The 12,695-nt window shown below is 37.9% G+C and carries 12 protein-coding genes; 7 read left to right on the top strand and 5 right to left on the bottom strand.

What is annotated here, in order from left to right; translation table 11 throughout:
• Nucleotides 1–143 precede the first annotated feature (143 nt).
• Nucleotides 144–1,412 (bottom strand): glutamate-5-semialdehyde dehydrogenase, encoded by a 1,269-nt coding sequence (locus tag HMPREF3116_RS08695; RefSeq protein WP_070469209.1) that lies wholly within the window; start codon nucleotides 1,410–1,412, stop codon nucleotides 144–146.
• A gap of 92 nt (nucleotides 1,413–1,504) precedes the next feature.
• A complete protein-coding gene (gene proB, locus HMPREF3116_RS08690) occupies nucleotides 1,505–2,308 on the bottom strand; it encodes a glutamate 5-kinase (protein WP_070469208.1) in 804 nt (267 codons plus the stop codon).
• Between the two features lie 145 nt (nucleotides 2,309–2,453).
• Between proB and HMPREF3116_RS08685 the strand changes: the two genes are divergently transcribed.
• The gene (locus HMPREF3116_RS08685) at nucleotides 2,454–3,497 is read left to right on the top strand and encodes a M15 family metallopeptidase (protein ID WP_070469207.1); all 1,044 of its coding nucleotides are present in this window, start codon (nucleotides 2,454–2,456) and stop codon (nucleotides 3,495–3,497) included.
• Between the two features lie 72 nt (nucleotides 3,498–3,569).
• Here HMPREF3116_RS08685 and HMPREF3116_RS08680 read toward each other — a convergent pair whose 3' ends face one another.
• Nucleotides 3,570–4,823, bottom strand: coding sequence for a diaminopimelate decarboxylase family protein (locus HMPREF3116_RS08680; RefSeq protein WP_070469206.1), 1,254 nt, complete (start codon nucleotides 4,821–4,823; stop codon nucleotides 3,570–3,572).
• A gap of 511 nt (nucleotides 4,824–5,334) precedes the next feature.
• Between HMPREF3116_RS08680 and HMPREF3116_RS08675 the strand changes: the two genes are divergently transcribed.
• Genes HMPREF3116_RS08675 through HMPREF3116_RS08665 form a run of 3 tightly spaced genes read left to right on the top strand, consistent with a single transcriptional unit; the run spans nucleotide 5,335 to nucleotide 8,042 of the window.
• The gene (locus HMPREF3116_RS08675) at nucleotides 5,335–6,297 is read left to right on the top strand and encodes an ABC transporter substrate-binding protein (RefSeq protein WP_070469205.1); all 963 of its coding nucleotides are present in this window, start codon (nucleotides 5,335–5,337) and stop codon (nucleotides 6,295–6,297) included.
• Nucleotides 6,298–6,318: 21 nt separating this feature from the next.
• Nucleotides 6,319–7,218: an ABC transporter permease gene (locus HMPREF3116_RS08670; protein ID WP_070469204.1), complete on the top strand. Its 900-nt coding sequence runs from the start codon at nucleotides 6,319–6,321 to the stop codon at nucleotides 7,216–7,218.
• Between the two features lie 20 nt (nucleotides 7,219–7,238).
• The gene (locus HMPREF3116_RS08665; RefSeq protein ID WP_070469203.1) at nucleotides 7,239–8,042 is read left to right on the top strand and encodes an ABC transporter ATP-binding protein; all 804 of its coding nucleotides are present in this window, start codon (nucleotides 7,239–7,241) and stop codon (nucleotides 8,040–8,042) included.
• A 105-nt stretch (nucleotides 8,043–8,147) separates the two neighbouring features.
• Here the strand turns inward: HMPREF3116_RS08665 and HMPREF3116_RS08660 are convergent, their stop codons facing one another.
• Nucleotides 8,148–9,119, bottom strand: a complete 972-nt coding sequence (locus HMPREF3116_RS08660; protein ID WP_070469202.1) for an oxygen-dependent tRNA uridine(34) hydroxylase TrhO — start codon at nucleotides 9,117–9,119, stop codon at nucleotides 8,148–8,150.
• A gap of 214 nt (nucleotides 9,120–9,333) precedes the next feature.
• On the opposite strand from HMPREF3116_RS08660, the gene HMPREF3116_RS08655 reads away from it, so the two are divergent.
• A complete protein-coding gene (locus HMPREF3116_RS08655; protein WP_070469201.1) occupies nucleotides 9,334–9,894 on the top strand; it encodes a GNAT family N-acetyltransferase in 561 nt (186 codons plus the stop codon).
• A 49-nt stretch (nucleotides 9,895–9,943) separates the two neighbouring features.
• Here the strand turns inward: HMPREF3116_RS08655 and HMPREF3116_RS08650 are convergent, their stop codons facing one another.
• Nucleotides 9,944–10,690 carry an amino acid ABC transporter ATP-binding protein gene (locus HMPREF3116_RS08650; RefSeq protein ID WP_070469200.1) on the bottom strand — a complete coding sequence of 249 codons (747 nt, stop codon included), beginning with the start codon at nucleotides 10,688–10,690 and terminating at the stop codon, nucleotides 9,944–9,946.
• A 220-nt stretch (nucleotides 10,691–10,910) separates the two neighbouring features.
• Here HMPREF3116_RS08650 and HMPREF3116_RS08645 point away from each other — a divergent pair, with 220 nt between their 5' ends.
• Together HMPREF3116_RS08645 and HMPREF3116_RS08640 are read left to right on the top strand one after the other, a co-directional pair.
• Nucleotides 10,911–11,837, top strand: a complete 927-nt coding sequence (locus tag HMPREF3116_RS08645; RefSeq protein WP_246819087.1) for a YitT family protein — start codon at nucleotides 10,911–10,913, stop codon at nucleotides 11,835–11,837.
• Between the two features lie 72 nt (nucleotides 11,838–11,909).
• Complete coding sequence (locus tag HMPREF3116_RS08640) at nucleotides 11,910–12,596, top strand: hypothetical protein (protein ID WP_070469198.1); 687 nt, start codon at nucleotides 11,910–11,912, stop codon at nucleotides 12,594–12,596.
• The last annotated feature ends 99 nt before the right edge of the window (nucleotides 12,597–12,695 follow it).

Below are 12,695 nucleotides of genomic sequence, written 5' to 3'. Positions count from 1 at the left end.
ACTGCATCTTGTCACCTCTTTTCACTTAAATAAATTATACCCTCTATTTAGAAAAAACATAAACGATAACCTAGTAAAATCAAAAAAGAGCTGTCAGCTAATACCTAGGAGGCATTAGCTGACAGCTCGTAAATGAACATTTATTACTTGCGAATTTGTCCGTCGCCATATATGACATACTTATAGGTGGTTAAAGCTTCAATACCCATAGGTCCACGGGCATGCAATTTCTGAGTAGAAATACCGATTTCTCCACCAAAACCAAATTTATCGCCATCAGTAAAGCGAGAGGAAGCATTCACAACGACTGCAGCAGCGTCAATATCATCAACGAATTGGCGTGCTACTGAGTAGTCTTGTGTCACAATGACTTCAGTATGCGCTGATGAATAGGTTCGAATATGTTCCACCGCTTCTTCGTAGTTAGCGGTTACTTTTATAGCAATCTCGTAGGCTAAGAATTCTGTTGCATAATCTTCTTCACTTACTGGTAGTATATCTATCTTTCCTTGTAAGATGTCACGTGTTCTTTGGTCACCATGGATAATGACATTATCGGCTTTAAAGGATTCGACAATTTGCGGTAAAAAGGCTTCCGCAATCTTCTCATCTACCAACAGATTCTCTACAGCATTACATACCGAAACGCGTTGTAGCTTCCCATTTTTCAAAATAGCTAAAGCTTTGTCTAAATCAGCCGCTTCATGAACATAAAGGTGGTCATTACCAACACCAGTTTCGATTGTTGGAACAGTTGCATTCTTTACAACATTTTCAATCAATGCCGTACCACCACGTGGGATTAAAACATCTAAGTATTGGTTCATTTGCATAAACTGAGTCGCTAAGGCACGGTCTGGATTATCAATAAAGTTGACGGCATTAGTTGTCACATCTGCTTCAGCTAAACCAGCTTTAATAGCTTTAATAATGGCTAAATTAGTTTGGATGGTTTCACTACCACCACGTAAAATCACTGCATTCCCAGCTTTAAAAGTGAGCGCAGTTGCATCTGCAGTCACATTAGGACGTGATTCAAAAATAATGCCGATAACGCCAAGAGGTACACGCTTCTTGCCAATTTCGATGCCATCTTCTGTAAACCACATTTCATCAGTTTGGCCAATGATATCCGGCAAGTTTGCCACCTTTTCAAAGCCGGCGGCCATGTCGTCAATTCGACTTTCAGTTAACGTCATACGTTCAATAAAGCTCTCAGGTCGTTTACCAGCCTCTCGTGTATGATCAATATCTGCTTGGTTGGCAGCTAAAATATCGGTTTGACTAGCGCGCAAATGTTTCGCCATCGACACTAAGGCAGTATTTTTTTGTTGGCTAGATAACTTGCCTAGTTGTCGTGAAGCAACTTTTGCAGCTTTACCAAGCGTGATTAAACCTTGTGCATCAATCATGTCTGTACCTCCATTACATTAGAATTATGAGTGTTTTCTCATATTTTGCATTCATTATAACCCTTTTTTATAGTAAAGGCTATTAGATTTGTTTATTTTGGCATGAAAAGTGTCCCGATAGATTGGCCTTTAACCAGGTCGAGAATCTGCATTGGGTCTTCAGATGACATAATTACCGTCATTTGGCCATCTTTTAAAGCTTCATTTGCAGCGATTAATTTTGTTTCCATTCCCCCCGTTGAAAAGGCCGATACGTCGCCTTTTGCCATATCCATCAAGTGATCTGTCACTTCATGAAGGACATCAAATCTAACAGCATCCGGATTTCGTTTTGGATTATCATCATAGAAACCATCAACATCTGTTAGAAAAATTAATAAATCTGCATCCATAGTTGACGCAACTAAGGCAGATAGGGTGTCGTTATCACCAAAACGGGTTTGGTGATCCATTTCATCTACAGCAACAGCATCATTTTCATTGATAATCGGTAAGATTTTTTGGCCTAGTAAAGCGTTCATAGCATTTTTGTAGTTATTGTAAGAGTCGGGGAAATCGATAATATCTCGCGTTAATAAGATTTGACCGATATATTGATTGTAGTAATTAAAAGACCGACTATATAAGTTCATTAAAGCTACCTGACCAACAGCGGCTGTTGCTTGCTGTGAAGCCATATCGGTAGGTCGAGTCGTTAAACCCATTTTGACTGAACCGACCCCAATTGCACCTGAGGTTACTAGAATGACTTCTTTACCTTCTTGGATTAAGGTAGAAAGTGCTAAGGCTAGGCGGTCAATCCGATAATAATTGATTTGATTTTGGCTATTTAAAAGCGAATGTGTCCCAATTTTGACAACAATTCTCTTTGCATTTAAAATTCCTTCACGATTCATTTTTTTCATCCTTATCTAAAAGTGGTATATTAGAAGTAGTTTTTAATTTTTTAAATCTAATTGAAATCATACGCAATTATTATAACATAGAGTATGGTTGAGAATCAGATATACCAAAAAATGGGAACAGTAGGGAGTGACTTAAGTGTCAAAAATCAATATCAGTCTATTTAATAAAGCATATATCGCTGTTGTATTGGCCTTTATCTTGGTTATTGCAGCCTATGATATCAACTATAGAAAGACCAATGCAGGTGGAGAAATTGCCAGTAACCAAATAGTAAATACTAAGCAAGGAACAGACAGAACTACTGACCAGACAAGTGCTAATGAGGATGCAGAAAAAAGGGATGAAGCACGGAAAGCTGAATTAGCAGAAACCATTACTACACCAGTCGCATCAAATGCCACTACCGAAGAAGAAGCAAGTCAAATGGCGGAGTTTTCGGCTGACTATGTAGATGATATCCAAACTTATACCGTGAAAGAGATTGCATCAAATGTAGCGACTACTTTGGAACTGGACGAAACTAAAGCCTTAAGTCAATTGCTGACAGACTTACCTAAAGACGTAGACGTAGATGCTACACAATATCAATTAGTCAATAAACTGAACCCATTACTTACTGAACCAGTAATGGATTTCGCTTATGGAAATTCAGGGAAAGCATATAATGCGCTAATCACAGATGCTTATACTGCTTTAGTTGCTGGTGCTTCTAATGACGGATATACACTTGCTACGATTTCTGCCCATCGAACAATTGCTTACCAAGCACAAAATGTGGAGAATGGGTATCAAAATTACTTAGCCCAAGGTTATTCAGAAGCAGGAGCGCGTGACTTAACAAATGCTTATTTTGCACCAGCCCAAGCTAGTGAGCATTCAACTGGACTAGCTTTCGACTGGTTAGGCACTGAATGGACAGCTATAGGTGGCGGTTTAGATGAGCGTTATGCAGACCAACCTTCAGCTCAATGGTTAGTAGAGAATGCCCAAGATTATGGTTTTATTTTACGTTACCCACAAGGAAAAGAGCAGGTAACAGGATATAGTTTTGAACCATGGCACTATCGTTATGTCGGCGTAGAAGCTGCCCAATACATCACTAAATATAATCTCACATTAGAAGAATTTCTAGCCCTAGTAAACTATCAAACAGCATTGACAGAGGAAGGGTTAACTTAAAGGGTAGACTGAGTTGTTCACAAATTAAAAAAGCGCCCGAACATCATAATCGGGCGCTTTTGCTGTATATTTTTAGAAATTAAAGTCCATAGTTGCGAAGTAGTCTTCTGGTGTTTCAGGACGACGGATCTGTTTGAATGACCCGTCTTCTTTTAACATGACTTCAGCCGAACGTAATTTGGCATTGTATTGATATCCCATTGATGCACCGTGTGCGCCAGCATCGTGAATCCAGATGTAATCACCGACATTTGTTTTTGGTAGTTGACGATCGATAGCAAATTTATCATTATTTTCACATAAACCACCAGTCACATCATAGATTTGATCAGCAGTCTCATCTTCTTTCCCTAAAACGGAAATATGGTGATAAGCACCATACATAGCTGGGCGTAATAAGTCAGAAGCAGAAGCGTCTAAACCTAAGTAATCCTTATAAGTGTTTTTTTCATGTAATACTTTAGCGACTAAACCACCATTTTCAGCTAACATCCACCGACCTAATTCTGTAAAGATAGCAACATTCCCTAAGCCAGCTGGTGTCATGATATCTTCATATGCTTGGCGAACACCTTCACCAATGATATCGATGTCTGCAGGTGTTTCTTCAGGTTTATAAGCAACCCCAACACCACCAGAAAGGTTGATGAAAGCAATATTTAAATCAGTTTGATCTTTTAATTCCACAGCTAATTCAAATAAAGTACGGGCTAATTTAGGATAGTATGCATTTGAAGTAGAACCTGAAACTAAGAAAGAGTGGATACCAATATTTTTCACGCCGTAGTCAGCTAATTTTTGGAAAGCTTCACGGGTTTGTTGAGGTGTCATACCGTATTTGGCGTCACCAGGGTTATCCATAATGCCGTTAGCTACTTCAAAGGTACCACCCGGATTATAACGGATACAAACTGTTTCCGGGAATTCTCCAACATGTTCTTTAAAGAAATCAATATGGGTAATATCATCAAAGTTGATAATCGCACCTAACTCAGCAGCTTTTTTGAAGTCAGCTGCGGGGGTAACGTTAGATGAGAACATAATATCGTGACCTGAAAAGCCAACTTTATCTGCTAGTACAAGTTCAGTATAAGTTGCGCAATCCACGCCCATGCCTTCTTCTTGCATAATTTTTAATACATGTGGGTTAGGGGTCGCCTTAACAGCAAAGTATTCATGGAAGTTAGGGTTCCATGAGAAAGCTTTTTTTAAGCGACGACAGCGGTCACGAATGCCTGCTTCGTCATATAGGTGGAAAGGTGTTGGGATTTCAGCGGCAATTTCTTCAACTTTTGCCAAAGTAGTAAATGGACGTTTGTTTTGCATGAATAATTTTCTCCTTTAAATTTAATCTTACGCTCATTATGAAGAAAAAGCCTTCTTAATGCAAGTTTAGAATCCCTATATAGTAGCGACCTAATGAAAAAGGCTATAAAATATATAAAAATGAAAAATCTATGTGAATTAGCTTGACAATTTTTTTATTTAAATCTATGATAATGCTAATGAAAGACGCAACTGTATGAATTATAGCACTATTCGAAAGGGATTTTTAAAAAATGAAAATACATAGCCTACATACGAATAATCGCTTTTACTTTAGCTATTTTAGGTAGTTTGTATTTATGAAATCTGTTTTAAGATCATAGATACAAACGTCAGTAAACAACTGAACCGTATCTATGATGGCTAAACATTTTGTTGCGTAACAAGTGGCCACGTAGAGATAAAATCTATTGTGGCAAGCTATTTATTTCTAGCGCTATAAGCACCTATTTAGATTTTATCTGGATAGGTGCTTTTTTCTTTGGATTAATGAGATAAAGGGGAGTAAAAAATGAAAAAAATAAGCTTAAAGAAAAGCTTGCTAGTATTCATAGCGAGTTTAGCTATTATAGTAGCTGGCTGTCAGCGTACTGAAGATAATAATATTTTAGATATTGGTATATTGTCCATTATGGACCATAATTCCTTAAACGATGCTGAGCAAGGCTTCATCGATGGAATGACGGCATTGGGTTATGAGGAAGGTGTCGATGTTACTTACCACCGGATGAATGCGCAAGGTCAACAAGCAAATTTATATCCAATGGCAGGGCAATTATTGAAAAATGCCGAATTGGTTTTAGGTATTGGAACACCAACTATTCAAGCTTTAGCCGTTACGGAAGAGGAGAAGCCACTCCTTTTTACTGCTGTCACAGATCCAATATCGGCAGGACTAGCAGAATCGCTAAGCGCATCAGGGCGCAATGTTACTGGAACTAGCGACCAGATGCCAGTTGAAAAGCAAGTTGAGCTGTTAATTTCAATTAAGCCTGAAGCCGAAAAGGTAGGTATTATCTACAATACGGGTGAAGTCAATTCACAAATCCAAGCAGAACAAGCCAAGGAGGCCATTCTAGCTGCAGGGAAAACACCAGTTATTCGTACGGTAACTTCAACGAATGATGTGCAACAAGCTTTGAATTCCGTTATGTCAGATGTCGAATTACTTTATGTCCCAACAGATAATATTATGGCTGGTGCAGCTTCAACTGTTGGTGCAGTTTCAGAACAATATCAAGTGCCAGTTGTTGCTGGATCAATTGATCAAATTGAAGATGGTGGGTTAGCAACTTACTCACTAAACTACTATGAATTGGGCCGTCAAACAGCAGAAATGGCTGTACGGGTAATTGAGGGAGAAGATCCTTCGACCATGCCAATTGAGCAAGCAAAAGAATTGGAATTATTTGTAAACGAAGATATGGCGGAAGCATTGGGGATCGATCCTGATAGCATCCAAGTGGCAAAATAAGAGAAAAGAGAGGGTTTCAATATGAGTGTGATTTTAGGCAGTATATCAGAAGGTTTATTGTGGGGATTATTAGCTATGGGGGTCTACTTGACTTACCGGATCCTAAATGTTGCGGATATGACAGTTGAAGGTTCATTTGCCTTAGGTGCTTCCTTAGTTTCACGATTAATTTTTGAATTTGCGATGGCACCATGGCTTGCCACGTTATTGTCTTTTGTAATAGGTGCTAGTGCCGGCTTAATTACAGGTTTATTACATACAAAATTGAAAGTTCCGGCATTAATTGCTTCGATTATTACAATGACTGGGTTATACTCCATCAACCTACGAATTCTAGGTCAAGCAAACTTACCTTTATTGAGTCAAAATACTTTAGTCACCCAAATGCGTCAATTCATCCAAGATAAAACATTAGCTGTGATTGTCATTGGGATCATTATAGTTGTTGCTATCGTCGCATTATTAAAATGGTTCTTTGACACACAAATTGGTTTAGCTATTCGTGCAACAGGAGACAACTACATGATGAGTGAAGCGAATGGGATTAATACTGACTGGACCAAGATTATTGGCTTTATGGTAGCCAATGGATTGGTTGGGTTATCTGGTGGCTTACTTACGCAAAATAATGGGTATGCCGATGTAAATATGGGGGTAGGTGCGATGGTTATTGGTCTAGCCTCAGTCGTCATTGGAGAAGCGATTGGTAAGAATTTAACTTTTGTGAAACGTCTATTAGCCATTGTACTTGGATCAATTATTTACCGAATGCTATTACTACTAGTGTTAGAATTAAACTTCAATCCAAACGACGTCCGTTTATTCTCAGCTTTAATTCTAGCGATAGCACTTGGTGTACCAGCAGTACGTAAACATGGGAAGAAAGTTGTAAAGAACTCACTTACAAGCAAGGAAGCATAGGATAGAGGGGAGAATGACCAATGACTAGCGTATTAACATTAGAAAACATCCATAAAACTTTTGAAGCCAAAACACCAAATGAAAACCACGTATTAAAAGGTATTGATTTAGAAGTAGAAAAAGGCGATTTCATTACCATAATTGGGGGTAATGGGGCAGGTAAATCAACTTTTTTAAATTCAATTGCTGGTTCACTGTTAGTTGACCAAGGATCTATTAAGATTGAAGATAAAGATGTTACGAGTTTGACAGCGAATAAACGTGCAGGATTGATATCACGCGTATTCCAAGACACCCGCATGGGGACTGCTAGTCGATTAACCATCGAAGAAAATATGGCCATTGCAGACCGCCGCGGACATAAATTTGGCTTTGGTCGAGGCGTCAACAATAAGCAACGTGAGGCTTTTAAAGAAGCTTTGAAATTATTAGATCTCGGCTTAGAAAATAGATTAACGGCTGAAGTTGGTTTATTATCTGGTGGACAACGACAAGCGTTAACTTTACTGATGGCTACACTGAAAAAGCCAAAGGTCTTACTACTAGATGAGCATACAGCAGCCTTAGACCCCAAGACATCTGATATGGTATTAAAATTAACTGAAGAAGTGATTGAACGCGACCAATTAACAGCGCTGATGATTACCCATGATATGGAACAGGCAATTCAAATGGGTAACCGGTTATTAATGATGGATAATGGAAGAATCTTGATTGATATTCGTGGTGAAGAGAAGAAACAACTGACTGTACAACAATTATTAGATATGTTCAAAAAGCAATCAGGTAGAGCATTAAACGATGATGCTTTAATACTTGCTTAAGTTAGACAACTATATACCAATAAAATCTGTCATGAATAGATATTCATACAAAAAAACCATCAAGCATCTTAAAATGTGCTTGATGGTTTTCTCATTTAAAGCAAATTATTTTGCTTCGATTTCATATTTTTCACCGATTGCTGCTAAACGTGCTTCGATTTCATCGTGTGACCAACCTTTAGCTTGTACATAGCGATTGCGTGGATGAACACGACAATCGTGTGTACAACCACCAAGATATTTTTCTTGGTTTTCTTCAGAGGCTAAGATTTGCTTATTACATTCTGGGTTACCACAGTTTACGTAACGTTCACAAGGGCTACCGTCGAAGTAGTCTTTACCAACGATTGAAGGATCTACACGGTTGATAGGGACTGAAATACGTTCATCAAAGACATACATCTTACCTTCCCATAAATCCCCACGTGTTTCCTCATCTTGACCATAGTTTTCAATACCACCATTTAACTGGCTAACATTTTCGATCCCTTCGCGAATCATCCAACCTGAAAATTTTTCGCAACGAACACCACCAGTGCAGTACACAAGAACTTTTTTGTCCATGAACTTTTCTTTATTTTCACGAACCCATTCAGGCAACTCGCGGAAGTTACGGATGTCGGGGCGAATGGCACCTTTGAAGTGACCAAGATCATACTCATAATCATTTCGTGTATCCAATAGCACAACATCTTCATCTAACATAGCTTCACGGAAATCAGCTGGGTCTAAATGCGTACCAGTTAATTCATTAGGATTTAGATCATCTTCTAAGTTTAAAGAAACAATTTCTTTGCGGTAACGTACAAACATTTTCTTATGTGCATAGTCATCCGCTTCATTAATTTTGAACCAAAGGTCAGAAAATTCTGGCATCGCATGCATATGATCCATATAGCGTTTTGTCACTTCAACTGGACCTGAAACAGTACCATTAATACCTTCTTCGCTAATCAAAATCCGACCTTTTAAGCCGATTGACTTACAGAATTGTAATTCGTCTTTTGCGAACTGTTCGGCATCTTTAATCGGTACGTATTTATAATAAAGTAGTACCTGGAAATCATTATTACTCATTTTTTATTCCTCCATCATATTGCAGGTATGACTGCGAGTTTTTTACGGATTACATTATAAGACATAAACTAGCAACAAACAAGTACTATATTTGTTTCATAAGTTTAAAAAAGCGGACAAGTCTATTTTTACAGCTATAAAACATGCTATAATGAGATAATGAAATATGGGTCGATTACATTTTTTCTTTGTAGATCGTTAGTAGAGGTTAGTTATGAATCATAAAGGAACCAAAACAATAGAAACTAAGCACCTATTGTTACGTAAATTCAAAATAAATGATGCCAAAGATATGTTCAAAAACTGGGCAGGTAATAGGTCAGATACAGCATTTGTTACCTGGGAGAAACACCAATCGGTTTCTGATAGTAAAGATTTGTTGGAGAAGTGGGACAAACGTAAAGATCGTAGTAAAACCTACAGATGGTGTATAGAAGAGAAAGCTTCTGGTGCAGCAATAGGTGAAATTGTTGTGACAGAAATACACAAAGATACCCAAGCTGCAGACTTGGCATTCTGTATGGGGAAAGCTTATAAAAATAAAGGGTTAGCCAAAGAAGCCCTAGAAACTATTGTGCATTTTCTTTTCAAAGAAGTACAAATGAAGCGTCTATCATTCGATCAAGATAGCCGTAATACTGCAGATAGAGAACTTGCTACTGCGTTAAACTTTGAATATGAAGGACTACAAAAAGCAGCCTTAGCGAATAATTCAGGCATTTCAGATAAGGCCTTATATGGCGCTATTAGACAAAATGGCAGCCAATCCAAATAAAAAGGTATGTGATATTTTCTATCACATACCTTTTTGTCGGCTACCAGTATTATAGCACTTTGTCTAAGAATGATTTTGTACGGTCATTTTGTGGATTGTTGAAGATAGTTTCAGGTTTACCTTCTTCAACGACATAACCACCATCCATAAAGATTACGCGGTCAGCAACTTCACGCGCAAAGCCCATTTCGTGTGTGACAACAACCATGGTCATACCTTCTTTAGCAAGGTCCTTCATAACGTTTAATACATCACCGACCATCTCAGGGTCAAGCGCTGATGTGGGTTCATCGAATAACATAATATCTGGATTCATTGCTAAAGCGCGGGCGATAGCTACACGTTGTTTTTGACCACCAGATAAGGAATTTGGAAAAGCTTCTGCTTTGTCAGCTAGTCCAACTTGTGCTAATAAAGACAAGGCTTGTTCTTTACTAGCGTCCTTTTGTGTCTTACCTAATTCTGTTGGTGCTAGCGTAATATTGTCCAAAACGCTTAAATGTGGAAATAAGTTAAAGTGTTGGAATACCATACCAATATTTTGACGCGCTTTATTAATGTCGATAGATTTGTCCGCAATATTTGTGCCATCAATTAAAACTTCTCCACCGTTGATCTCCTCTAAACGGTTTAAACAACGTAAGAATGTTGATTTACCAGATCCTGATGGACCGATAATGCAAACGACTTCACCTTGGTCGATAGTTAAATCGATACCTTTAAGTACCTCATTTTTACCAAAATTTTTCTTTAAATTATTTACAATAACTTTTGCAGTTGCTGTTGTTTCAGCCATTTTCTCATCCCTCTCGGATTTCATTCTTATTCATCTATTCGTATATTTTCGATTGATAAATTTAATGGTATTTTAATTTGAAATCGTCACTTTGTCAACTTTTATCACAAGGTTATCATTTAGCGATGACATTCGTATTCACTAATTGCTTGAAAAAGGGTATTTTGTTATATTTTGTATATTAGATTTGGCTAGAGAGGAAGGTAAAAAATTGAAAAAAGTGTTAAATGCTGTAGACATTCAGCAACTATTTGTCATAACATTGGGCACACTCAGCATGACGATTGGATTATATTTCTTCATGGTGCCTGATTCTTTGGTTGGTGGAGGTACAGGTGGTATGGCACAAGTTTTAGCGCCATTTATTCCGCTACCTTATTCAGTGATCCTTTTTGCGATTAATATCATTTTACTCGTTATTGGTATCGTGGTGATTGGAAAGGAATTTGGTGGTACAACCCTATACTCAGTGATCTTATATTCAGGTTTTTATGCCTTATTCGAACGATTTGTCCCAATTTCCGGGTCACTGGCAGATGATCCTTTAGTGAACTTAATTCTAGGGCAGGTCTTACTTTCAACAGGTGTAGGATTAGTTTTTAATGCTGGTGCGACGACAGGTGGAGTAGATATCATTGCGAAAATCATGAATATGTACTTGCCTGTGACCTTTGCTACTGGCGTAATGATCTCTGATTTAACGATTCTTTTAGCTAATATGCTGGTATTCGGGATCGAACGTGGGTTATATGCAACAATAGGTGTGCTATTAGGAAATGTAGTGATTGATCGCGTCATTACAGGGGGCTCTGCCCGCTATAACGTGAACATCACCTCTGAGATTTCTGGACAAATTAACGATTTTATTTTAACAGATATAGGCCGGGCGACTACTATCTATAGTGCTAAGGGTGGTTATACGAAGAGGGCGCGGGCAGTGATTACAACAGTAGTTGACAGGGAAGAATTGTTACGTCTGAAAAATTTTGTTACTGAAATAGATAGCAATGCTTTTATGTATGTATCACCAGTATCTGAGGTTACGGGACGTGGCTTCTCCTTTGAAGTAAGGCCAAAACAGTCTAGAATTGCGAAAATAAGAGAACGAGCACTAAAAGGAAAGGAAGTTAACAATAATAAGAATTAATCATTTTATGTAATAATCATGTATAATAAGGCATATATCATTAAATGATTACAACATGAACGGAGGGCTAGTGTGAGAACAGATGAATTATATTCAAAGTTGATCAATTTAGGATTTATAGAAAACTACTATGTAGCTAGCAAAGAATACAAGGACGGGTCAAAGCATCGGATATTAAAAATTTATGATGATGATTCTAAACTAGCTGAAGTAGCTTTAGACCAACCATATATGATCCGTACAACCTATGAAGGGTTTGAGGCAAGAAATGAACTGGAGAAACAAGCCTTATTAAATTTACTCATCAACTATGCACAAACCCCAATCGAAAGCCGTCAATCAGCCCTATATTTTGCTTATTATCATGATTTAAATAATATTGTGCACTTCATTAAGCGTCTGCGAAACAAACGTTTAACAGACGATATGATTCCATTAGCGTATTTTACAACGTTAACACCAGAACAAAGGGAGAGTTTCTTATTCTCAATGTCAGAATTTGAGGATTTTCCAGAAGCATACCGACCGCGATTTACCCCAGATTCATTCGTAAAAGTTATTTCTTATGAAGAATTTTCACAAAATATCCATGATCGCTATAATTTGGATATGCCTGAAGAAGAACCATCTTACAGCAGGGCAGATGAAGAAGATGATAATGAAAGTATGAATAGCGAAGAAAACGGTCGGACAAATTTTAGTGAAATCCATGATGTTTTGGATTTTAGAAGAAATGATGAAGAGGATAAGCCTGAGTAAAATAAGAGATAAAAAAACAGAAGCACGGTATTTAGGATCTTTTTCCTAGATATCGTGCTTCTGCGTTTTATGGTTCTTTGTCAAATAGTGTTGGTGACC

Origin of the sequence: Aerococcus sp. HMSC10H05, assembly GCF_001806975.1 — a bacterium.
Taxonomy (GTDB): Bacteria; Bacillota; Bacilli; order Lactobacillales; family Aerococcaceae; genus Aerococcus; species Aerococcus viridans_B.
The sequence above is the reverse complement of the archived record's forward strand: the minus strand, read 5'-3'. Positions and strand labels throughout refer to the sequence as shown.